This is a genomic window from Dactylosporangium sp. NPDC049525 (genome assembly GCF_040676755.1).
GTDB lineage: Bacteria > Actinomycetota > Actinomycetes > Mycobacteriales > Micromonosporaceae > Dactylosporangium.
This window is the reverse complement of sequence record NZ_JBFAPO010000020.1, coordinates 17,935-41,416: the sequence shown is the minus strand read 5'-3', so window position 1 is coordinate 41,416 and position 23,482 is coordinate 17,935. Positions and strand designations below refer to the sequence as shown.

At 70.0% G+C, this 23,482-nt stretch carries 13 protein-coding genes; 7 read left to right on the top strand and 6 right to left on the bottom strand.

The annotated features are described in order from the left end of the window. Positions 1-118 precede the first annotated feature (118 nt). Positions 119-2,977 carry a hypothetical protein gene (locus tag AB0K00_RS26985; RefSeq protein ID WP_363525143.1) on the top strand — a complete coding sequence of 953 codons (2,859 nt, stop codon included), beginning with the start codon at positions 119-121 and terminating at the stop codon, positions 2,975-2,977. A 50-nt stretch (positions 2,978-3,027) separates the two neighbouring features. On the opposite strand, the gene AB0K00_RS26980 is transcribed toward AB0K00_RS26985, so the two are convergent. From AB0K00_RS26980 to AB0K00_RS26970, 3 genes are all read right to left on the bottom strand, one after another. Next, entirely contained in the window at positions 3,028-4,962 is a 1,935-nt protein-coding gene (locus AB0K00_RS26980; RefSeq protein WP_363525141.1) for an acyltransferase family protein, read from the bottom strand. A gap of 106 nt (positions 4,963-5,068) precedes the next feature. Further along, the gene (locus AB0K00_RS26975; protein ID WP_363525138.1) at positions 5,069-5,476 is read right to left on the bottom strand and encodes a PPOX class F420-dependent oxidoreductase; all 408 of its coding nucleotides are present in this window, start codon (positions 5,474-5,476) and stop codon (positions 5,069-5,071) included. 170 nt (positions 5,477-5,646) lie between these two features. After that, positions 5,647-6,231: a hypothetical protein gene (locus tag AB0K00_RS26970; protein WP_363525135.1), complete on the bottom strand. Its 585-nt coding sequence runs from the start codon at positions 6,229-6,231 to the stop codon at positions 5,647-5,649. A gap of 20 nt (positions 6,232-6,251) precedes the next feature. Here AB0K00_RS26970 and AB0K00_RS26965 point away from each other — a divergent pair, with 20 nt between their 5' ends. Beyond that, on the top strand, positions 6,252-8,687 hold the full coding sequence (locus tag AB0K00_RS26965) for a hypothetical protein (RefSeq protein WP_363525132.1): 2,436 nt from the start codon (positions 6,252-6,254) through the stop codon (positions 8,685-8,687). Next, a complete protein-coding gene (locus AB0K00_RS26960; protein WP_363525129.1) occupies positions 8,684-11,443 on the top strand; it encodes a toll/interleukin-1 receptor domain-containing protein in 2,760 nt (919 codons plus the stop codon). Before AB0K00_RS26965 ends, AB0K00_RS26960 begins: the two co-directional genes overlap by 4 nt. A gap of 81 nt (positions 11,444-11,524) precedes the next feature. Here AB0K00_RS26960 and AB0K00_RS26955 read toward each other — a convergent pair whose 3' ends face one another. Then, the gene (locus AB0K00_RS26955) at positions 11,525-12,898 is read right to left on the bottom strand and encodes a cellulose binding domain-containing protein (protein WP_363525126.1); all 1,374 of its coding nucleotides are present in this window, start codon (positions 12,896-12,898) and stop codon (positions 11,525-11,527) included. 219 nt (positions 12,899-13,117) lie between these two features. Here AB0K00_RS26955 and AB0K00_RS26950 point away from each other — a divergent pair, with 219 nt between their 5' ends. Both AB0K00_RS26950 and AB0K00_RS26945 read left to right on the top strand, forming a co-directional pair. Beyond that, positions 13,118-13,705 carry an HD domain-containing protein gene (locus tag AB0K00_RS26950; RefSeq protein WP_363525123.1) on the top strand — a complete coding sequence of 196 codons (588 nt, stop codon included), beginning with the start codon at positions 13,118-13,120 and terminating at the stop codon, positions 13,703-13,705. A 136-nt stretch (positions 13,706-13,841) separates the two neighbouring features. Further along, entirely contained in the window at positions 13,842-14,507 is a 666-nt protein-coding gene (locus AB0K00_RS26945; protein ID WP_363525120.1) for a DUF4097 family beta strand repeat-containing protein, read from the top strand. Between the two features lie 140 nt (positions 14,508-14,647). On the opposite strand, the gene AB0K00_RS26940 is transcribed toward AB0K00_RS26945, so the two are convergent. Together AB0K00_RS26940 and AB0K00_RS26935 are read right to left on the bottom strand one after the other, a co-directional pair. Beyond that, positions 14,648-17,500, bottom strand: a complete 2,853-nt coding sequence (locus AB0K00_RS26940) for a BTAD domain-containing putative transcriptional regulator (protein WP_363525117.1) — start codon at positions 17,498-17,500, stop codon at positions 14,648-14,650. Between the two features lie 95 nt (positions 17,501-17,595). Beyond that, the gene (locus AB0K00_RS26935) at positions 17,596-18,126 is read right to left on the bottom strand and encodes a GNAT family N-acetyltransferase (RefSeq protein ID WP_363525114.1); all 531 of its coding nucleotides are present in this window, start codon (positions 18,124-18,126) and stop codon (positions 17,596-17,598) included. Positions 18,127-18,385: 259 nt separating this feature from the next. Between AB0K00_RS26935 and AB0K00_RS26930 the strand changes: the two genes are divergently transcribed. Together AB0K00_RS26930 and AB0K00_RS26925 are read left to right on the top strand one after the other, a co-directional pair. After that, entirely contained in the window at positions 18,386-18,718 is a 333-nt protein-coding gene (locus AB0K00_RS26930; protein ID WP_363525111.1) for a trypco2 family protein, read from the top strand. 23 nt (positions 18,719-18,741) lie between these two features. Next, positions 18,742-23,433, top strand: coding sequence for a hypothetical protein (locus AB0K00_RS26925; RefSeq protein WP_363525108.1), 4,692 nt, complete (start codon positions 18,742-18,744; stop codon positions 23,431-23,433). Positions 23,434-23,482 lie beyond the last annotated feature (49 nt).

Below are 23,482 nucleotides of genomic sequence, written 5' to 3'. Positions count from 1 at the left end.
CCAGACATTGAAACGTTCAAATTGCATCCCGCCGCCGACCCGTCAAGGGGCTTCTCCGCCAGAAGCCCCTGGTACGCGTGTGGGTGTTCGGGTTCTACCGGCGCCAGCTGGAGGCGACATGAGCACGACAACGCAGGCGTTGCGGACGCGACTGTGGAGGCTGGTGGTGCTGGCCTGCGTCGCCGGCGGTGTGGGCCAGTTGCCGGTGTCCCCGACGATGGCTGCCCCGCCGGCGGGCGCCCTGGCCGCGCTGAACTACGCACCCACCTCACGCACGGTCGCCCCGACGGCCGTCTTCCGCACCACCGGCACCGTGGCGAATCCCCAGAACGTCCTGACCGGCGCCGCGACCCGTATCAGCGGCGCAGGGTCCGCCCTGTCGCTCGACTTCGGCAAGGAGGTGGGTGGACTGGTGACGTTGTCGTTCGGCTCGACGAGCGACGCGAACCAGCGGGTCGGCCTGGCGTTCAGCGAGTCATCGCTGTACGTGGGCACCAGCAGCGACGCCAGCAGCGGCGGCAACGCGGACGGGGCCATCTACGGCGCCGCCCCGGCGGGTGGTTCCTACACCATGCCGGCGGCGCGGCTGCGGGGCGGATTCCGCTACCTCACCGTGTTCCTCAGTACCGGGGGCTGGGTCGACCTGCGCGGGGTGTCGCTGAACTTCACCGCCGCGCCGGGGATGCCGGACCCGAGCGCCTACGCGAACTACTTCTACTCCAACGACGACCTGCTCAACCGGATCTGGTACGCGGGCGCCTACACCGTGCAGCTGAACACGATCGCCTCGAACCAGGGCCGGGCCTGGCCGCCGCCGTCCTCCGAATGGGACAACGGCGCGACCGTGTCGGTGGGCTCGACCGTCCTGGTCGACGGTGCGAAACGGGACCGCACCGTGTGGCCGGGCGACCTTGGCGTCGCGGTCCCCACGCAGTACGCCTCGACGAACGACCTCGTGTCCACCAGGAACGCGCTGAGCACGATGTTCAACGCCCAGGCCGCATCGGGCGAGATCCCGTGGTCCGGCCCGCCGTTCAACCTGACCGGCTCCGACACGTACCACACGTGGACCCTGCTCGGGACATCGATGTACTACACGTACTCCACGGACCGGGCGTGGCTGGACTCGGTGTGGAGCCGGTACAAGCTGGGCATGACGTTCATCAGCAACAAGATCGACGGGAACAACCTGCTCAACGTGACCCGGACCCAGGACTGGGCGCGCAGCGGGCAGGGCGGCGAGAACATCCAGGCCAACGCCCTGCTGTACGCCGCGCTGGTCGGCGGCGCGAACCTGGCCACAGTGGAGGGTGACACCGCGCTGGCGTCGACCTACTCCGCCCGGGCCGCGGCCATCAAGTCGGCGGCCAACAGCCGGCTGTGGGACGCGAACGTGGGGATGTACCGCGACAACCCGACGAGCGGCCTGTACCCGCAGGACGGCAACTCGCTCGCGGTCTGGTACGGCCTGACCGACACGGCCGCGAAGTCCGCCAGCATCTCCGCACAGCTCGCCACCCGCTGGAACGCCTTCGGCGCGGTGACCCCGGAGTGGGGCGGCGTCCACCCGTTCGCCGGCTCCATGGAGGTCCACGCGCACTTCGTCGCCGGCGACGACTACACCGGCCTGGCGCAGATCCGGCGCACCTGGGGACACATGCTCAACAGCCCGATCGGCACGAAGAGCACGTTCTGGGAAGGCATCACCACCGACGGCGGGCTCGCCTACGGCGGTTCGTTCATGAGCCTGGCACACGGCTGGTCCACCGGGCCGACGTCCGCGTTGACGTTCAGCGTGCTCGGCATCGCCCCGGAAGTCCAAAGTGGACAGTACCGGTTCGTGCCGCATCCGGGTGACCTGACGAGCGTCGAAGGCCGCATCACCATGCCGCAGGGCGCGGTCAACGCGTCATGGTCGCGCAACCCGTCGGCGGGAACCTACACCGCGCGGCTGACCAGCCCCGGCGGCACGACCGGGCGCATCGGAGTGCCGAAGTTCGGCGGCGCCGGCGTCACCGTGACCGTCAACGGCGCGACCGTGTGGAGCGGGGGAGTGTTCACCCCACGTCCCGGCATCGGCGGCGCCACCCAGGACGACAAGTACATCTACCTCACCGGTGTCGCGCCGGGCGCATACGACATCGCCGCGACCGGCCTGGGCAACCCGCCGCCCCCGCCGCCGCCGGCACTCGGCCCCACGGAACTTCCGGACGGGTACACCCGATGCGCGAACGAGGGCGGCCAGTGTACGTTCAGCGGGACCCGGATGGTGGCCTACGGCGCCGGTTCCTACACGTACCGGACGGCGACGTCCAGCACGGCGTGCACGAGCGCGGCGTTCTTCGGCGACCCGGCGCCGAACCTGGTGAAGTCCTGCTACGTCGCCCCACTGGGCGGGCCGAGCGGCTACACGGCATGCGCCGCGGAGAACGGTACGTGCGCCTTCACCGGCTTCGGACGCAACGTCGCGTACGGCGCCAACGGCGCGTTCAACTACCAGGTCCGCTCGGCGAGCACCCCGTGCACCAACGGCCAGTTCGGTGATCCGCTGCCCAATGCCGTCAAGAACTGTTACCTGCCACCGGCCGGCGCACCCGGCAGCGGCTGGACACAATGTGCCACCGAGGGTGCGACGTGCGCGGCGCTCAGCGGCCAGCGGGTCGCCTACGGTGCGTACGGCGCCTTCCGGTACACGACCGCGACCGGCAACGTGTCCTGCACCAACGCGACGTTCGGCGACCCCGTGAGCGGCGAGGCGAAGGCCTGCTACACGAGAGTGGGCAGCCCGCCCGGCTACGGTACGACCTGCGCCGCCGAAGCCGGCACGTGCACCTTTGCCGGGACCCAGACCGTGGCATTCGGCGCCCGCGGGGTGTTCGTGTACCGAACCTTCACCGGCAGCACCGCATGCACCCCGTCGGCATTCGGCGGCGACCCATTGTTCGGCGTGGCCAAGTCCTGCTACCTCACGCCATGACGATGCCGAATTCATCGGGCGCCGGCACGCCGGGCCGGCACCGCACGCGCTCAGGTGGTGGCCAGCCGCAGCAGCTGCGGGGCCAGCCACGGCGCCACCACCCGCCGTACGCCGTCCGGGGTGAGGTGCAGCCCGTCGCTGCGGACCCTCACCCCGCCGACCTGCCACGTGAAGGCGCCGTCCGGGCACAGCACCCGGTTGAGGTCCAGCACCACCGGACGGCTCGGGTGCCCGGCCGCAGCCTCGGCGAGCAGCTGGTTCCACGCGTCGGCGCGGGCCGGGGTGTCCTCGGGCCACAGACCGCCGTCCGGTCGTTCCTGCCTGCGGGTGTACGGCGCGGTCAGCAGCACGACCCGGGCGCCCCGGCCGGCGGTGAGCTCGACGGCCCGCCGCAGCTGAGCGCTGAGGTAGGCGTCATAGGCCGGTTCGCCGACGTGGGTCCACTGGCCGTCGAGCTTTCGGTCCATCAGCTCCCAGCGGTCCAGCAGCACAACCACGACATCGGGATCCTGTGCCGCGGTGGAGCTGCCCCACCGCGACTCCCACGTGGCGCAGTAGGGGTAGTTGGTGTGCGGTGCACCGCCGTACCGGAGCTCCGGCAGCACCGCGATGCCGCAGCCCTGCACGCCCTCGTTGCTGAGGGCGAAGCCGAATTGCGCGTCCGCACCGGCCGGCCAGTACGCGCCGAGGGTCCAGGACACGGAGTCGCCGATGACCATGACCCGTGGCGGACCGGGCCGCCGGCCGGGACGGGACACCGGCGGAGGCGTCGCGCTCGGTGCCGCTGACAGCCCCGGGCCGGCCGACGGCAGCGCCACCGGCACCGCCGTGAGGGCCGGTGGCGCGGCGCTCCGGCCGGACCCGGCGACGACGATCGCGACGACGGCCGCCGCTGCCGCCACCGCGGTCGACGCGGCCACCCAGCGGGTCCGCCGGGCCAGTGGACCGAGTGAGCGCAGCGGCTCCTCGACGGCGAAGAAGCTGACCGCGGCGACGGCAAGCGTCGTGGCGACCCGCACAGCGAACAACCGCGGCCCGGTCAGCCCGGTACGTTCGGCGTCCAGGACCGCGAAGAGCGGCCAGTGCCACAGGTACGCGCCGTAGGAGATCCGCCCCATCCAGGCGAGCGGGGCGGCGCCGAGCAGCCGCGCCGCCGGCGAACCGGGCACGGTCGCGAGCTCGCCCAGCACGGCCGCGGCGGCTATGGCGACCAGCGCGAACCCACCGTGATACAGCCAGGCGTCGCCGCCGCCGGCGAGGACCGCGAACGCACCAAGGAGCACCGTGCCGCCGACCGCAGCGGCCCGCCGCGCCACCGGGTAGCGGGCCACGACCGGCAGCGCGGCCGCGAGCGCGCACCCGGCGAGCAGCGCCGCCGCCCGGGTGTCGCTGCCGAAGTACACCCGCCCGGGCCGCAGCGGGTCATACAGCACGGCCGCGGCGACGGTGGAAGCGGCGAACCCGGCGGCGCACGCCACGGCGATCATCCGCCGGGGCCGCCGTGCCCGCAGCGCGAGCAGGATCAGCACCGGCCACAGCAGGTAGAACTGCTCCTCGATGGCGAGGGACCAGGTGTGCTGCAGCGGCGAGGCCGCGGCCGTCTCGGTGAAATAGTCCCCGCCGCGCAGGATCATCCGCCAGTTCGCCCAGTAGGTGAGCGCCGCGACCGCGTCCGTGCGCAACGCGCCCGGGTCCTGCTCCGGCAACAGGTACGGACCGGCGAGGACAACGGCGACGACCAGCAGGATGAGGGCGGGCAGCAGCCGCCGCACCCGCCGCGCCCAGAACCCGCGCAGCGACACCCCGCCGGTCTGCTCGGCCTCGCGCAACAGCAACGCCGTGATCAGGAAGCCGGACAGCACGAAGAACAGGTCGACGCCCAGGAACCCACCGGGCAGCCAGGCCGGCATCCCGTGCGCGAGCAGGACCCCGCACAATGCGACGGCGCGTAACCCGTCCAGCGGAGGTACGCGACGCAACGACACGTGCGGGCCGCTTCCCGCCGGTACCGGGGGCAAACCTCGCACCGGTATGAACCGGATCGCCCCGTCGGGCAGCGTGGCCTTTGGCGTGTTCGAGGAGGACGGCGGTCTACTCGGACAGCGCGATCCGCAGGATCACCCGCGGCCTGCGCCCACGGGCGACAACCCGTTCGACGAGCATCGTCACGCGGTACTCCAGGCCGTACTTGCGCCGCACGAGCCTCGTCATCCGGTCCACCTCGGCGGGGTCGGTGACGATCTCCGCCGTGCCCTCGACCGGCCGCTCACCCTCGGCGACCTTGCCGGTGCGACCGCACGGCACGAGCAGCACCCGCGGATCGCGGCGCAGCCGCTTGACCTTGTAGCTCTCGGCGGGAGTGGTGACGACGAGGACGTCGCCGCTTTGTGCGACCCACACCGGCGTGGCGACCGCGGAGCCGTCCTTCTTGAACGTGGTGAGCGAGACGAACCGCTGCGCGCCGAGCGCGACGGTCGCCGTGGGGTGAGCGTGAGTCATGATCGCGTCGTACCCACGCCGGCCCAGTCGATGCGAATCGACGCAATCCGCACACCGAGGACCGGATGCACCACCCGTCCGTCGGTGGCACCGGCCGCTGCCCGCTTGGCGCGCCGCGCTGGCCTGCGGGTCACCGTCCTGATGACGGCCGGCCGCGAGAATCCCAAACGTCAGCCCGCGTCGCCCTCGAAGAGGATCGCGTCAATGACCACACCTCGGCTGGTGGCCCGGTACAGGAACTTGAAGATCAGCGCGGGCGGAAACTCGGGATCTACTACCAGGAACTCACACGTCCCCTCCAACGTGGGCCCTACCGCACAACCACTGCCCAACTCGAATTGTTCGGTCGATTTCAGTGGATACTTGTTGCGGAAATTGTCGATCGTGTCCGCTGACGCGTAGCGGAGCATGGTGGGACGGTCGCCCTCCTTCCACGCCTGGAGGAACGTCTGCAGGGCGCGATCGATGTCTGCGGTGGACGTCGCGGTAGGGCGCACCGCGTTCCCTGCGCCCGTCGACGGGTTGGCCGGCGCGGGCGTCTGATGGTCATCACATGCCGCCAAGGCCAGCGTCAGGAGCGTCCCGGCCACCACTCGAAGGAGCAGCGGCATCGGGTCGCGGCGACCGCGCCGGAAGCGTCTGGAGGCATCCACGCTGGTCATAGTTGTGCAACCGGCGATCAAAAGAAACGGCCGAATGGTCGATTCGGCCGCCGTGAGGGCTCTCGCAAACTGTGGTTCTCCCGGCATCGTCATGATCAGATATTGGAGGCTCGGTGGCCCGGCGCTCGGAAGAAGGGCATGCCGACGAGCTGCCCGTCACGGTCGTCGGCGCGGCCGCTGACGCCATGGCGGTCGCGCGCCTCGTCCGCCTCCTGGACCTTCCGGAGGGGCCATCAGCATCCGGTGACCAGCCGATCGTCGTGGTCGCCGTCTCCAGCGAAACGGTCAAGGACGCGTCGCTCGTGGCCCGCCTGGAACAACGCCTGTCGGCGGACGGGCTCGTCATCCCCGTGGCTGTGCACCCCGCGGTCCAGAACCTTCCATCGGAGCTGCAGCAACTGCACCACATCGCCGGACACACGCTGCCCGACGACGAGCTGCGAGACCAGCTGCTCCACACGATCAGGATGGACCCGGCCGCAGCCGCGTCCTTCGGCTCGCTGATGGCGAGCGTCAACGGATGGAACGGCGGCGGGCGACGGCGCCGCGACCTGCTGGACGCGACAGTGCTCCGGCGTATGGACACGCTCTGGCAGTCGTTGCCGTCGGCGGTGACGAGCGGTGACGAGGAGCTGGTGCAGGCCTACCTCAGTGCAGGATGGCGGCACCTGCACCTGGTGCGCCGGGCCAGAGCCGCCGCCGTGGTGGTGGCCGGCCTTGCGGTGCTCGTGACCGCCGTGGTGATCGTTCTCTGGCAGCGTGACCGCAATGCGGCCGCCGATCAGGCGGCCTTGGCCGAGCGGGAGCGGCTCGCCTCCGCCGCCGCGGTCGAAGCGCGATCGGCGATGCGCGCCGGCGACCAACTCGGCTCGCTGCGTGCGGCGTTGCGAGGCCTCGACAGCGCCTCGACGCGCGATATCCGTGAGGCGACGCGTCAGGTGCTGTCGGTGCCGATGCCGGACACTACATTCCGGCTCGGTGCCCGCCCGTCGACATTGGCGTGGTCGCGCACCGGCCGGTTCCTGGCGGTCGGGCTCAAGCCAGGCACGTTGTGGCTGCTTGATGTGGCGAGGCGCAAGCACATCGGCAGCTGGACTTCCGGATCCGGTGCGATAGACGAGGTGCGTTTCGTCGAGCGGGCGGGCCTGGTGCTGCTCGTGTTCAAGCCGCACGACGCTGCGGAGCGGACGGTGGAGACCGGGCTACCGGTCGAGGAGGGGCAAGGCCCGGACGTCCGTGACACCGCCGATCCCCATCGCAGCGCCAGCGGGAGGATCCACGCCGAAGTCGATCAAGGCGGGACGCAGCTGTTGACCGTGGCGTGCCACAGCAAGCAGAACGGATCCTGCTCGATGTGGCTTCCGCCGACGGCCGGCGTTGCCATCGGCGGGGCGTGGAGCCCGGCCGCCGACGTGCTGGCCGTCGCGACATCCGACGGTGACGTCGACGTCGTGGATGCGGCAGCCGTCATGGCCCGCTCCACGGTCCTGGACCTCGAGGTCACCGGTACGCCGTCGCCCGATGACCGGGTCGGACAGCTGGACGGTCATCTGGTGATGATGTCGCCGCGGGGGCGGGTGACGGTGGCGGTCCCTGGAACGGTGCCGACAGACGGCACCGCGTGGTGTCGACGCACCGTGCAGGAAGAAAACCTCGGCCGGGACTGGGATCTGCGTTTTGCTGGCGTCGACTGCCGCGGGGTCGTTGATTGGACTGCTGATCTGCGAGACATCATTGCTGCGATTCCGCTCGCCCAGGACGATGGATCGGCACCGGGCGAACGCCCGGTCAGTGTCGCGGCGTCGGTCGTGGTCAGCCCAACTGGGACCACCGCGGTGGCGTTGGATTCGTCGGGCGTCGCGCTGCTGCTTGTGCGGGCGGAGAGCTGGACCGTGGTCGTCCGGGCGGCTGCGGGTGGGAGCGGGGCCGGCGGGCCGACGGCGGTGTTTGCCGCTGACGGAATGACAGCGGTGATGCTGGTCGGGCAATCGACGGGGGCGACGGATTCGGCGGTCGTGTTCGACGTCGGGCGCCGATCGGCACGGGTCTTTCCCATCGGTCACGGGGAGGCGGAATCGCACGTCGAGTTGCGGCTGGTCTCGAACGACGGCCGGACGGCAGTGATCGGTGGCACCACCGTCGGTGAGAAGGCACGAATCAGGCTCCTGGATCTGCGGTCCGGCCACGAGGTGCCGGCGAGCGACAGTTTCGGCGCTCCGGCGGCGCTGGACGTCACCGGCACGCGGGTCCTGACCGTGGGCGGTGACGTGGATGCCATGCCATGGCCGACGAAAACCGCCGGCAACGGCACCCTCAGTTTCGCGCGGATCTACCAGACAGCGGATGGCGAGCTCTTGTGCCAGGCCCCGTTCTACCAGCCATACAGCGTGCCGGCTGTCGGGACCCCGCTCGTGGCGCCGGATCTGTCGGCGACCGTTACCACCTATGAGGCCGTCGTGGTGCAGCGCACCTGTGATCCCGACCTGGAACTCCGCCCGGCGGTCGAGGCGCGGATTGCCGGTTTCATCGATGTCAGCGTGCCGCGATGACCGGACTCGCCCGTGCCGGCCGGCACCACTCCGACGTGTTCATCTCCTATCGGCGGGACGAACAGACCCGAGCGGAACGGCTCGCGACGCGTCTCATGGACGACGGCTACGTCGTGTGGATCGACCGCGACTTCCTCCTTCCCGGCACGCCATGGCAGCCATCGATCGAATCGGCGATCCGCAACACCGGCGTGTTCGTCGCCATGACATCGGATGCGTATCAAGGCTCGGAGCCATGCAAATGGGAGTACGACACCGCCGCCGCCCACCACAAGTTCGTCGTCTGCGTCGGGGAGCCGGCGTGGAACTGGAAAGGCTGGCCCAAACCGGTGGCAGCCCAGGCGACCCGGGACGATGACCTCGAGCCGGCCAGGGACGTCATCGTGCGACGGCTGCCGCTCGGCAGGCGTCAGGCGCGCCTGTTCGAAGCGGCAGCAACCCCGGATGGCCCGTCGTTCTTCCGCGGCGAGCGGGGCAGCCACGAGGCCGGCCAGACGATCGCAGCCCTGCGCGAAGAGGGACTCTCCGTCCCGGACGATGTCCTGCGGTTCGTTCGTGCCCTCCGGCGTCGCCGCTGGCTCGTTCGAAGCGTCGCCGCCGTCGCCGTCGCGGTCGTGACCGCCCTGCTCGCAGTGACGGTGCAGCACCTCGCTGCGCTCGACCAGGCGACGCGCGGCAGTGAGGCAAAGCGCGACCAGCAACTGCGGACCCGGCAGTCGGAGACACTGGCAGCGCAGAGCATCGACGGTGTTCGAGGTCGTGAAGATGGTGCCCCCGCCTGGTCCCACAGCGTGGAGCCGCTGCGTCTTGCCGCGATGGCGTATGACCGCATGCCCACTGAGGCGTCGGTACGCGCGCTGCGGCAGACTCTGGCCGCCACGCCACACGTCGACGACCTCTGGGCGTACACGCTGCCCGCGGAGGTCGTCGCCACGCGTCTCCTCCCGAACGGCGGGATGGTCGCGCTCGCCGCTGACGGCTCGGTGCTCACCGTCGACCACTCGGACCGGTCACAGACGACGAAGACACATCCAGGTGCGAAGGTTTCGGCTGGATGGATCAGCGCCGACGGCGCATCCGTCGTGACGCTCTCGACGCAACGCGAACTCGTCCGGTGGTCCACGTCGACCGGAGGGCTGAAGGAGAAGTTCAGCACAGACGTCTCGTTCGCCGCGTTCGACGGCACCCTGTCGACATACGCAACCGCGGTGGCCCGCACGGTGACCGTCCGAGGGCCAGCAGCCGACGGCCGGATCGCAGATCGCTGCCAGATCCGGCAGCCCGCCGCGGTGATGGCGATGGCCCTGACGGTTGAGGGCGACGTGATCGCCGTCGGCGACCTCGGCGGCCGCATCGTCATCTATGACGCGCATACCTGCGAGCAGCGGTACTCGGTCTCGTACCCGGACGCTGCCTACCGGGGCTATTCCGTTATCGACCTCGTGGTTGCCGATGCCGGTCGGGTCGTCGGGTTCTGCACCGAGAACTTCTCCGGTGGCGCGCGCCGCGGACCAGACGGCGAGTACACAGCGGATGGCGTCAGGGGACCGCCGAACAGGAGCTGGCTGTCGCCGGACGGGACTGCCGCGTACGGACCCGCCCGCGACGCTCTCGGCGATCCACTGGGCGTCGCGACGCTCGCGGACGCGGGGTCCGTGTGGATGCCCGGCACCGGATCGGAGCGTCAGCGGACGGTCACAGCCGCAAGCCTCGAGCGCGACGAGCGCGGCAATTGGAGCATCGTGCTCGGCACGGCCGGAGGGAGTGTGTTCCGGCAGCGGCTGGATCGCGTCATGTCGGCCGGCAGGTCCGCGGCCGGCAATGCGGAACAGGCACGACTGCATCCGCTCGGCGTGGTCGCGGGTGGATTGCTGGTCACGTCGACCGACCGGCCGGCGCAGCAACCGGTCGACCTGCTTCGATGGGAGCGGTCCGGTGCCGTTGCGCGACTGACGGGACCAGTGGCGTCACTTGCGTGGAAGGACGGAGCGCGATGGCTGACCGCACCTGCCGGATCCGCTGCCGCGCTGACGTACGCCGATCATCGCACCGTCATCGTCGCCGACGGAGGCGTCGTCTCGGAGCTTCACCCCGGCGGCCCGGTCGCGCTCACACCCTCCGGCGGCCTGCTTGTCTCGGTGGCCGGCAACCACATCGACCGGTGGAACCTGACGGGTGGCAAAGCCAAGGCACTCCCGAGCACGAAGGTCATCCGTCAAGGTGGTGGTGCCGCCACGACCGCGACGGCGGTCGCAGCACTCGAAGATCGCATCATCGTCGGACGATCCGATGGCAGCGTCGAGGTGCTCGACCTGACCACCGGCGAGGCACGCGTCACGTACGACGGCCTGGGCGGCATCAGGGACATCGTCGTTGACCCGCAGACCCGCCAGGCCGTCGTCCTGACCGATCACGCGCTGTTCCTTGTGGAGAGCCAGATCCTGCACGTGCTCGCCGAGCATGAGATCAACGACGGCCTTCACGTGCAGATCGCACCGGGCGGCCGCACCATCGTGGTGCGGTCCGCGACCACTGACGCCGTCTATTCCTCGCCGAACTTCCATCTGATCCGCGAGCGCGTGCGATCCGACGCACCGAACGACGAACTCGGCACGACAGCCATCGATCAGAGCACCGTCGTGACGCCCGACGGTGCGATCTGGACCGTCTGTAACGTGTGCGCCACTGACGATCCCGCGGTGCTGCGAGCGGCGGCAGGGCGAATCATCGACGCTGACGCTATCGGAAGCCGATGACGCCGGACCGAGACGCCGCCAGCCGTTGGTGCGCGCCCAGGTTGGCACCGACCCGGGCACATTGCCGTGGTTCCGCGTGCTTCAGCGAAGCGTGCAGGTGAGTGCTGTCAGGGGTTGGTTCTGGCCGTCGACGACCATGCCCCAGCTGGTGGAGCCGGCGGCGGGGATGACCGCGTTGTACGGCTGGTTCGCCGCGGTTACCCGGGTGCCGGTCTGCGTCGCGACGGCGTTCCAGGAGCTGGCGATGCGCTGCGTGCCGGCGAAGGTGAACGACACCGTCCAGCCGGTCGACGCGGCGCCGCCGGTGTTGCGAACCGTCACCTCGGCCTGGTAGCCGCTGCCCCACGTCCCGGTGACGGCAACGGTCGCGGTGCAACCGCCTGCGGACGCACTGGCCGACGCTGACGCCGACGCTGACGCCGACGCTGACGCCGACGGCGACCGGGAGGCGGACGGTGAGACCGAGACCGAGGCCGACGGTGAGACCGAGGCGGAGCGGGAGGGGGAGGCCGAGGACGACGCGCCTCCCGTGGTGTAGGTCGCCCTGGTGTACGCCGCCCCGCACTGCGCGGAGCACGCCTCCGGCAGCGCGAAGCTGTACTCCCGGCCGCCGAACAGCAGCGCGTCCGAAGCGTCCCGCACCCGGATCCGGAACTGGGTGCCGCCCGACGTCGTGCCGCCGATCACGTAGGATTGGCCCATGTCGCCGTTGAGCTGTGCGGACTTCCAGGCGCCGTCGGCGTAGTACTCGACGCCGTGGATGCCGTTGGGCAGGCGGGACGCGGCGATCGCCGGCCACCAGCGTTGCGCGCCGCTGAGGAAACCGATCTGGATGTCGCCGGAGTAGCTGGGCGCGGGGATGAACGACCAGTCCACGTGCCGGTTGTTCCAATGGTTGGGGAACAGGTCGCTCAGCGGCGCCCCGTTCTTCACGAACCGGTTCAGCGAGGGCTTCGACAGATCCAGATGGTACGGGTCGTCGCGGCACCATGAGTTCGCGTCGCCGCAGCTGTCCGCCACGATCATGTTCAGGACGCCGCCGTTGTACGCGTCCGACGCCCACGACCCGTTGCGGCAGAACGGCTGGCCGAGGGCGCCGTCGTTCGTGCCCGAACAGTAGTCCGCGATCTTGACCTGGACCCAGCGTCCACAGTTGCGGCCGTTGTTCCACAGTCCCATCTTGTCGGCCATCGACGCCGGCAGGGGGCGGGTGTAGAAGGTACCGTCGCCGGGGGTGTTGAAGACGTTGAGCGCGACGAAGTCCTGCGTCTCCAGCTCCGCCTGAGGCATCCCGCAACCGCCGTAGGGCGAGCCGAGGGCGTCGAAGTAGGTCGCATTGCCGGTCACCGGCGCGGTGGGCTCCGGCACCGTCGCCTGGGCGCTGGGCTGCAGGTACAGCACGAGCAGGGCGGCGCACGCGCCGATCGCACCCAGGACGGCCAGCCTCTTCGTCATACCGGCAACGGTTGAGCCGCCCGCCCCCGCCCGTCAACGATCGAGCCCCGGCACCGCGCTGACCTGTACCCCCCGCCGAAACTTCCACGCGCCGGGTCGCTCCCGTCGGGTGAGGCTGTTCGCCGCTTGTCTGCTGGACGGTTGGCGCAGGTGGACCAGATGGAGATCGTGTGAGAGGTAGGCCTGATGTTGCCGGAGACGCCCGCGGTCGCGGCCGCCATGTCCGTGGCCGAGCGCTATTTCCCGCCCGCGTTCTTCAACCATTCCGTGCGCAGCTACATCTGGGGGGCCATGTACGCCGAGGCGCACGGGATCCGCTGCGACGAGGAGCTGCTCTGCGTGTCGGCGTTGCTGCACGACATCGCGCTGGCGCCGTCGTTCGACAGCTACACGGTGCCGTTCGAGGAGGCCGGGGGAGACGTGGCCCGGGTGTTCGGCCTCGCGGCGGGCTGGCCGGCCGACCGGGTGGAACGGGTCGGGGAGATCATCATGCTGCACATGCGCGATGACGTGTCCGCGGACGTTGACCCGGAGGCGCACCTGCTGCAGGTCGCGACGAGCTGGGAGATCGTGGGACGGTGGCAGGACGAGTTCCCGCCGGAAGCCAGGGCGGCGACGCTCGAGCGCTATCCCCGGCTGGGGTTCGGCGATCAGTTCCTCGCCTGCTTCGAGGACCAGGCGAGGCGCAAGCCCGGCAGCGCCGCGGCCGATTCGGTCGCCAGGAATCTCGCCGCGCGGATCGCCGCGCACCCCCTCGATACCGTTTCGGCCGGCCGTGGACCCGGAGCGTCGGGCCCGTACTCCTGAAGGCTCCCTGACAGGGATTGGTCGCTGCTGGCGGTGGGGTGTTAGCGCGCTGTCAGTCCGGTGTCAGAGCGGCTCGCGATGGTCTGTGGGCAAGCCGGACCGGCTTGGCGCCGAAGCAGACCAAGGAGTGAGCAGCATGCAGACCTTCGACACCCCCGCCCCGATCTCTGCGATCCTGGACATCCCCGCGGGTCGGGTCCAGTTCGTCGCCGCCGACCGCGTCGACACCACCGTGGAGGTGCTGCCCGCGGACCCGGCCAAGAGCCGTGACGTGAAGGTCGCCGAGCAGACCACGGTCGTGTACGGCGACGGTGTCCTGCGCATCGAGGCGACCGCGAAGCATCAGATCCTCGGCAGCTCCGGCTCCATCCAGGTGACCGTCGGCCTGCCGGCGGGTTCGCGGGTGGAGGTGAAGGCGGCCAGCGCCGACGTCCGCGCCGTCGGGCGTCTCGGCGACGTCGCCTACGACGGCGCGCACGGCGACATCAACCTCGACGACGTCACCGGGGTCCGGCTGACCACCCTCGCCGGTGACGTCTCCGTCGGGCGGCTCAACGGGCCGGCGCAGATCAGCACCGCGAAGGGTGACATCCGCATCGTTGAGGCGGTCCGTGGTGCGGTGGTGCTGCACACCCAGGCCGGTGACGTGTCCGTCGGTGCCGCCGCCGGGGTCGACGCGTCCCTGGACGCCGGCACCAGCTACGGCCGGGTCCACAACGCGCTCAAGAACGCCGGCGGCACCGCCGAGCTGACCATCCACGCGACCACCGCCTACGGCGATATCGCCGCCCGCAGCCTGTAACCGGCACCTCCCGGATCGCCACGGTCGCCCTGACGGACTCAGAAGGGCGACCGTGGCGTGGTGGGGGACCACGCCGAGGCCGCCGTGACGGCGGGCGGCCGCAGGTCAGGGTGACGGCACGGCGCGTGTCCGCGTCGGTCCTAGATCTTGCTCTCCACCGGGCGGCGCAGCGGCGGGCCGCCCCGCACCGCGAGCTTGGTGTGCAGGCCGGCGGCGTGCGGGTGGCCGAGCGCGGTGAGCAGGCAGGCCGAGTGCCGCCACGCCGCCCGCGCCGCCTCCGCGTCGCCGAGTTCGGCGTGCACGTCGCCGAGGTGCTCGGTCACGACCGCCTCGTAGTACCCGTCGGCGGCGTCGTGCAGCAGCTGTGCGGAGCGGCGGTAGCAGTCGACCGCGTCGCGGTGGCGCCGGTCGCCGCGCCGGATGTAGGCGAGGCTGTCCCAGGTCATGCCCTCGCCGACCCGGTCGCCGATGCGCTGCTGGATCGCGATCGCCCGCCGGCACCAGTCCGCCGCGTGGTCGTGTTCGCCGAGGTGTGCGTGGTGCCAGCCGATCGCGTTGAGCACCTGCGCCAGCCCGTACTCGTGGCCGGCCGCCGCGAACAGCTCCAGCGCCCGGTGGTCGTCGTCCAGGGCCCGGCGCGGCTGCCCCTGGCGGGCCGAGACGCGGGCCAGGCCACGCCGGGCGGTTCCCTGGCCGATCCGGTCGTCCAGCCGTTCGAACGCGGTGAGCGCGCGGCCCAGGTGTTCGCGCGCCTCGTCGAAGCGGCCCAGCCAGGTGTACCCGCGGGCGGCGCCCAGATGCGCGTGGGCCTGACCACGGTCGTCGGCGAGCCGGCGCGCGGAGCACAGCGCGACCCGGTGGACATCGACCTGGTCCTGCCAGTCGCCGCGCTGGTCGAACAGGTACAGCAGGGCCCACGCCAGCTGCCAGGTGTGCCGGTCGAACCCGTTCGCGGCGGCGTGGCGCACCGCGGCCGGCAGCGTGTGCCGTTCGGCCGCGAACCAGGCCAGCGCCGCGCGCCGGCCGACCGGGGCCGCGACCCGCGCGTCCGCCACGGCCGGCGCCAGGGCGATCGGAGGGCGCAGCGGCTGGAGCCGCCGGTCCGCCGCGTACGCCGTGTGCAGGTAGTGATCGAGCAGCCGTTCCAGGGCCGCGTGTCGCCCGGCCTCGTCCCCGGCGGCGGCCCGCTCGTCGGCGTACAACCGGACCAGGTCGTGCATCCGGTACCGTCCCGGCGGGTCCTCGGTGAGCAGGTTCGCGTCGATCAGCTCACGCAGCGCCGGGCGCAGCGCCTCCGGGGCCGTGCCGTCGAGGGCGGACAGGGCGGCGATCCCGATGTCGGGGCCGGGCGCCTGGCCCAGGCGGCACAGCACCCGCTCGGCCGGGCCGGACAGCGCGCGGACGGAGCTGTCCATCACCGCGCGCAGGCTCAGGGTCAGCTCACCGGTGTCGAGGGCGTCCAGCCGGGCCCGCCGGTCGTGCAGCTCGGCGGCCAGCGCCGCGAGCCCGCCGGGCCGGTCGCCGGGCGTGCCGGTCGCCATCCGCGCCGCCACGATGCCCAGAGCCAGGGGCAGGCCCGCGCAGTGCGGCAGCAGCGCGTCGAGGGCCGCCGGCTCCGCGGCGAGCCGGGACTCGCCCAGCCGGGCGCGCAGCAAGGCCCTCGCCTCCGCGTCGCTCATCACGTCCAGCCGCACGGGCCGCGCGCCGTAGGTGGCGACCAGCCCGGTGAGCCGCCGCCGGCTGGTGACCAGGACGGCACAGCCCGGCGCCCCGGGCAGCAGCGGCACGACCTGGGCGGTGTCACGGGCGTTGTCCAGCACGACGAGCATCCGGCGACCCGCGACGAGGCTGCGATACAGCGCCGCCCGGCTGTCGGCGTCGGCCGGCAACGCGTACCCCGGCACACCCAGACCCTCCAGCAACGAGCGGATCGCGGCGGCGGGGTCCACCGGCTCGCCGGACGGGTCGAAGCCGCGCAGGTTGACGTAGAGCTGACCGTCCGGGTAGCGGTGCTGGTGCTCGTGCGCCCAGCGCAGCGCCAGCCACGTCTTGCCGACGCCACCCGGCCCGCCGATGGCGGAGATCGCCACGGCGGGGCCGGCGCCGGCGGCGGGTGCCAGGGCGGCGGAGAGCTCGGCCAGCTGCCGGGCCCGCCCGACGAACGACCCCGGCGGCGGTGGCAGCTGGCGCGGTGCCGGCCGCGGCTCCGGCTGCGGGTCCGGCCGCTGGTTCGCCGGCGGTTCGGGCCCGGCCAGCTCCGGGTCGGCGCGCAGGATGCGTTCGTACAGGCAGCGCAGCGCGGCCCCGGGCTCGGTGCCCAGCTCCTCGGCGAGCCGGCGCCGGACCCGGTCGTAATGCGCGAGTGCCTCCGCGGACCGGCCGCAGCGGTACAACGCCACCAACGCCTGCCCGGCGAGCGCCTCGTCGAGCGGGTCCTGCGCGGCCCTGGCCACGAGCCGGTCGACGACGACGGCATGCCCACCCACCCGCAGCACCAGCTCGTCGCGCTCGCGTTCGGCGCGGCGGCGGGAACGGTCCCGCTCGTCGCGGACCGCATTCAGCCAGGGCGTGTCGAGCGCACCGAACGGCTCACCGGCGCACAACGCAAGCGCCTCCTCGACCAGGTCGAGCGCCTGCCGGTCGTCGGCGGCCGCGCGGGCCTGCCGGACGAGGTCGTCGAACCGGTGCAGGTCGACAGCGAGCGGGTCGACCCGGATCAGGTACCCGGCCCGCTGCCGCTCCAGCGTGGCGCCGGTCGGGGCGAGCACGTGCCGCAGCCGGGAAATGTAGCTGTACAGGGCGTCCTTCGGCCGGCGTGGCAGCCGCTCGCCCCAGGCCCGCTCCATCAGCGTGTCGGCCGGGACCGCCCGGCCGGCCGCGACCAGCAGGACCGCCAGCACGCAGCGCTGCCGATCGTGGCCGAGGTCGACCGCCGCGCCCTCGTGGTCGCGGGCCGTAACGTCCCCGAGCAGCCGGAACAGGATGTCGCCCATGCGGGTGAGGGTCGGCCGGTCCCGGCCGCGCATCCACGTCGAAGTACCGGTTCGCCGGTCGCTGTCGGCAAGACGACGCGGGCGAACCCGGACCCTCAACCGACCTGTTCGGGTGGCGGGTCGACGAAGCCGAGCCGCCGGTTCATCGCGATCGCGGACGTGTTGCGCGGGTGGTGGAACGTCAGCAGCCGCCGGTAGCCCGATGCCCTGACGAAACGGATCGCGAGCAGCTTCAGCGCCAGGGACAGGCCCTGCCCGCGGTGCGGCGCGAGCACGCCGGTCATCTCCGCGAACGCGTACCCCTTGTCCGGGTGCAACGAGGTCGTGGACATCCCGATCCAGGCGTCGTCGCGGGTCGCGAGGACGACGCCGCTCGGGTTGAAGGTGGCCACGTCGATGCGCTGGGCGAGGTACTCGGCGTACGTGTAGAAGGTCCCGCGGTCCGGGATGTCGGCCGAGCACGTCTTGTTCAGCTCGTAGAGCGCGCGCCGGTGCGGCGCCGTGTCACCGAGCTGCGCCATCGTCGTGAACGCGGTGCCCGCCGTCCGGGCCCGTTGCAGGTAGGGCTCGAACTCCGCGTCGTTGAACTGCTCCACGTCCAGTTCGAGTCGCACCCAGTCGGTCATGGCACGACCGTACCCACGCCGCCGTGTCGTACTTTTGAGAGCCACCGGTGGTTAGCGGCAGCTACCGACCTCCTCGCTGCCCCGGTCCCACCATGAAGCCCGTACCAACCCAACCGTTCAAGATCTGCGAACGGCCGCGGCACCCGTGTCGGTTGCTTACCCGCATGACGAGACCAAACATCCAATGGGCGGCTGTTGTTTGGCCGCCCGCTGCGCAATGATGTGCGCGACGACGGCTAACGATCAACGGAGGAAATCAGTGGGCGATGCCGACGACATCAGCGTGGCAGAGGTCATCCGGCAGCTCCGTGGCGACCTGTATTACGCGCAATGGCAGGGCGAAGATAAGACACTTCGGTTCGAGCTCGGCCCGATCGAGTTGGAGTTCGCCGTCGTGGTCGACAGCTCGCGGGGCAATGGCGCCAAAGCAAAACTGTGGGTCGTCGATGCTAGCGCCGAGAGCAAGCGGTCGTCGCAACATACGCATCGTATCAAGCTGACCCTCCAACCCATGGACGAGCACGGCGTGAAAACGACCGTGGCCGGCAGACCGATCGACGGCGAGGAGGTGCCGGGCAGCGGTTTGCGCTGACCCGGCACTGAGAGCTGATCGTTGTGCAGTCCAACGGCTGGATCCCGTCACGGGTCGCGCAGGTGATTGCGGTCGACCGTCACGGCGCCGCTCTGTGTGGCGCGGGCTACCTGCTAACAGGGACCGCTGTGCTTACAGCCTGGCACATCGTGGCCGACGCCGCAGTGATCACGTGTACGTTCGACGCCGGGATGGCGACGATGTGGACTGTGACCGGGACACGGGCGGACCGCCTCGGAGATTGGGACCTAGCGACGATTTCGATCGACGAGTCTGTCGACGTGGAGCAACCCGCTATCGGTACATTCGGCGATGTCGGCGTCATTATCGATGGCATGGCGGCCGGATTTCCGAGATGGAAGCTCCGCCGCGAAGACGGCTTTGAGCCAGTCGATGGTGACGGCGCTCCGAAGTATCGCGTAATGGCGCAGGTCCCGGCAACGATCACCGCCGGATCCAATCGGCGGGACGGCGCAATCGAATTGATCGTGCCGCCGCCCGCCCCAGACCCGGATCACCCCGACCGGTCGCCCTGGGAGGGCATGTCGGGTGGCCCTGTGTTCTGTCAAGGAGTACTCGTCGGTGTTGTCACGAGTCATCACAAGAGGGAGGGTCTGGGCCGACTGGCGGCGTGTCGGCTCGATGCCGTCCTCGACGTCTTGACGTCCCGAGGTATCGCCGATCTGGGCCGGGCCCCCTGGCCCATGATTGCCGGCCGGTACCGACATCTCGACATTCCGAATCTGGCGTTGACCTGGTCGGCATACCGAGAGCAGCTGCAAGACATCGCTCCACCGGACGGGCTGCGTGACCGGGAAGTTGAACTGCAGGCGATGGCAGAGTTCTGTGCCGGCGACGAGCCGTATATGTACTGGGAAGGCCGGCCTTGGGCCGGCAAGACCGCACTCATGGCTACATTCGCCCTGCACCCGCCTGCGGGTGTCGTCGTCGTTCCGTTCTTCATCACCGCGCGGTTCGCCGGCCAGACGGACAGCACAGCATTCACCGTTGCCCTGCTGGACCAGTTCTCGGCCCTGACTGGCGAAGAGATGCCGCATGGCAGCCCGTCGGTTCTCGACGCGCATCGCCGTCGTCTACTGCGGGCGACTACAGCCGCACTGCATCGCCGGAGTCTTCGCCTGGTTCTCCTGATCGACGGCCTGGACGAGGATACCGGCGCCCGGCCCGGCTCCGGTATGCCGAGCATCGCGTCACTGCTGCCGCGAGATTGCCGCGACGGACTCAGGGTAATTGTGTCCGGCCGCCCGCATCCCGACCTTCCTACTGACCTGGACCTGGATCATCCGCTGCGAGGATGCACCCATCGGATGCTGCACCCATCGAGCCACGCATCAAGGATCGCCGAGCGCGCTCAGTTCGAGCTCGGCGAGCTTCTCGCCCGCATCCCGGAGCCATTGCACCGCAACATCGTCGGCCTCATCGCCGCCAGCGGTGGTGGTCTGGCGCTTGGGGATCTGGAAGACTTGACCGGACGGCCTAGGTATGCAATTGCCGCACTCCTCGGCAGTGTCTTTGGGCGGACGATCGGCGGCCGGGCCGATCCGCTGTCGACCGCCCAGCAGAGCGTGTACATGTTCGCCCACGAGACACTTAAACAGCAAGCGGAAACGTCACTCGGCCCAAACGAAATCGAAAAACATCGCATGCGGATCCATCACTGGGCCGAGCAATATCAGATCGCTGGCTGGCCCGAATCGACGCCGAGGTACCTGCTTACGGGCTACCAGCAGATGTTGGACGCCGCACACGACGCGGACCGGTTGACCGTTCTCGCACAGGACGACCGGCGTCACAGCAGGATGTTGGATCATACTGGGGGCGACCACGCAGCATACGGTGAGATCGAAGCGGCGATCCGTCGGTCGGCGGAGCAACCGGATCCGGATTTGCGAACGCTGGTCCGACTCGCGCAACGCCGACTCGTCATCAGACGGCGCAATGTTCACATTCCGGATCGGCTGCCGGCGTTGTGGGCGTTGCTAGGAAAGCCGCACCGAGGCGAAGGGCTCGCCCGGAGCAGTCCCGACCTTGGCAAGCAGGGGCGAGCGCTCGCGGCGCTTGCCGCGGTCGTCGCAGGCGGCGATGCGGTGAGGGCCGAGCAGATCGTTGCCAGCATTGCAGATGCCGAGTGGCGATCCAACGGTGCGATCGACATCGCTCGCACGATCGCAGCACGAGATGTTGTCCATGCAGAGAGCATCGCCGCAGCGATACCCGACGTTTCGCGCCGCTCACGTGCATACGCAGCGATTGCAGACAGCATCGCCGATCGCGATCCTGAGCGCGCGGAGCGATACCTCGCTGACCTCGCCTACTCCGCCGACCGCGACTCGGCCATGACCTCGGTAGCAGTTGCGACTGCTCCTCGGGATGCTGGCAGAGCACAGGCGATGATCTACACCATAGCGGACGACGGGCGGCGGGCGGCAGGACTCGCGCGACTTTGGTCCGCGCTTCAGCAGTTGGCACCAGCGGACGCGCAGACTTGTATTGAGGAGGCCAAGCATCTGGCCTTGGGTCTCGTTGATGCCGGCCGAAGCTGCGAGCCTCTGCTGACGATTGCGGAGGTGATCGCCGAGCATGCTCCCCGCGAGGCGTTAACTTTCCTACGGTCGATTAACGACCTGTCGCAACGTGCCGTTTGCCTGGCCCAACTGGCGTCGATGCTCGCGCGACGGGCTCCGAGCGAGGCCAAAGTGGCGATCGACGAAGCCGAGAAATTGCGCCGTTTGATCCGGAGCCCCGCGGTGCGGAGCCGGGTCTCGGTGTTGCTCGCGCCGCCTTCCGCCGCGCTTGATGCTTCGGATGCCCGGCAAATGATGCGGTCCGGTGGAAATTTTGAATCTGTCGACGTGTCGGTTGCGATCATGATTGCAACCGACACGCCGGATGTCGCCGAACAGATCGCCCTGGCGGCGACGAACCCCGTCGCGCGGGCAGCGGCACTTGTGGGCGTCGCGTTGGCACTAGCGCCGGTCGACTTGGAGCGCAGCATTCGCTTGGCGCACATGGCGGAGGAAACGTCGCGCGGAGCGGTCGACGTTTCCGAGGAGGAGCGATCGCTCGTCACCGTCGTTCAGGCGATCGTCGAATACGACCCCGAGCGCGCTCGCCGACTACTGTGGACAATCACAGATCCACGCCGTCGCCACGAAGTCCGCTCGGCAATCGCGAAGGCAGAGGCGCTCGCGATGGAACGAACCGCCGCGAACGACCCTGTGCAAGCGGAGCAGCTCGCGCTCGCGATCGCGGACGCCAAGCAGCGCGAACGTGCAATCGGAACCGTTGCTATAGCCCTCGCTGCGGTCGCACCGGAACGCGCAGTCGATCTGGCAATGGCCATCACCGACGTGCACCCCCGCAACGACACGCTCGCGGCGGTGGCCAAGCGCCTAGTGGCGACCGCGCCCGATCTGGCGGCTCGTGCCGCGACGTCGGTCACCGACTTGCCGGTCAAGTCGGATATTCTCATGGCCGTCGTCGTCACGTTGCTCGAGACTCGCCCAGATCGAGCTATCAAGGTCGCGGCGTCGATCCCCATCACGGTAGTCAAGCAACGGACGATGGCTCTGGTCGCGGCGAAACTCGCCGAGCGTGAGCCGGACACCGCGCTCCAAATACTCGCGTCGGAGATCGAATCCCCTGTAACGCGCGGGCTTGCGGCGGCGGAGGTCGCCCGCGTCGTGGCGGCTACCGATCTTGGGCAAGCGCTGCGGATTGCCGACAACATCGGACCACAGAACGGGCGCGACCGCGCATTTGGCAACATCGCGACCGTACTCGTTGCGCATGATCCAAGTCAGGCATGGACATTGGCTGGGCAAATCTCGGATGCGACGGCCCGCGTGCAGGCTCTTGTAGCGGTGCTACACGGCATTGGCGATCGGGACAGAAGTCTCGCGGAACGCCTAGTGCTCGCCGTTGGTGATGCGCTACTCCGGGTACGTCTGCTGACCGAGCTTGCCACCGCGGCGGCGTCCCAGGACCGGCCATGGTCCAACCATCTGCGCGCGCTCGCTGGCTCCGCAGCCGAGGTTATCGACGACTCACAGGAAAAGCGGCAATTCCGGACCCTCATCCAACAGTTCGATGCCGACGAACGGCGCAGAAATGCAGGACCCCCGCCGCGACCGAACGGGCCAGAACGCGATCCGGCTGCCGTCAGGGAATGGCTGCAGGACGTCACACAAGCGTCACGCGGCCCGATCGAACACTCCCGTGCTCTGGCGGAGGCGGCACGCGACGTGGCACCGGGGGACATCGACTCGGCGTTGTGGATAGCCGAGAAGATCGAGCATCTGCAGACCCGGCATGAGTTGCTCGAATGGCTTGCGCTGATGGTGGCCGTCGAACACCCGCGGCGAGCCGAGCAGATCGCCCGGTTGATCGTCGACCGGGTGCGCCGAACACGAGCGATGGCTGGCGTGGCCCGGGCAGTCGCCATCACGGCTCCGACGACTGCGGAGCGCATTGCGCTGGATCTCTGGCCCTCCTCCGAACAGGTCCAGGCACTGCTGGCGATTGCTGAGAGCGCCTGCAAAACCGCATCCGGACGACCGTTCGCACGCCGACTGGTGGCCACCACCCTGCTGCTCAGCACGGATTGGTCTGTCTGCGCGCGGGTCATGGGTCAACTCGATCGGTCACTCCTGGCCGAAATTGTCGATGACCTTTGCGAGAGCAGGCGCGCATGATGGCGTATCTGCTCGGCAGAACTCGATGCCGCTGTCGAGTGAGCCACGA

Excerpts from the sequence above, each read along its gene's own strand:
- AB0K00_RS26960 (WP_363525129.1), top strand. The coding sequence starts at position 8,684 with ATGACCGGACTCGCCCGTGCCGGCCGGCACCACTCCGACGTGTTCATC.
- AB0K00_RS26985 (WP_363525143.1), top strand. The coding sequence starts at position 119 with ATGAGCACGACAACGCAGGCGTTGCGGACGCGACTGTGGAGGCTGGTG.
- AB0K00_RS26955 (WP_363525126.1), bottom strand. The coding sequence starts at position 12,898 with ATGACGAAGAGGCTGGCCGTCCTGGGTGCGATCGGCGCGTGCGCCGCC.
- AB0K00_RS26950 (WP_363525123.1), top strand. The coding sequence starts at position 13,118 with ATGTCCGTGGCCGAGCGCTATTTCCCGCCCGCGTTCTTCAACCATTCC.
- AB0K00_RS26970 (WP_363525135.1), bottom strand. The coding sequence starts at position 6,231 with ATGACGATGCCGGGAGAACCACAGTTTGCGAGAGCCCTCACGGCGGCC.
- AB0K00_RS26975 (WP_363525138.1), bottom strand. The coding sequence starts at position 5,476 with ATGACTCACGCTCACCCCACGGCGACCGTCGCGCTCGGCGCGCAGCGG.
- AB0K00_RS26945 (WP_363525120.1), top strand. The coding sequence starts at position 13,842 with ATGCAGACCTTCGACACCCCCGCCCCGATCTCTGCGATCCTGGACATC.
- AB0K00_RS26935 (WP_363525114.1), bottom strand. The coding sequence starts at position 18,126 with ATGACCGACTGGGTGCGACTCGAACTGGACGTGGAGCAGTTCAACGAC.
- AB0K00_RS26940 (WP_363525117.1), bottom strand. The coding sequence starts at position 17,500 with ATGGGCGACATCCTGTTCCGGCTGCTCGGGGACGTTACGGCCCGCGAC.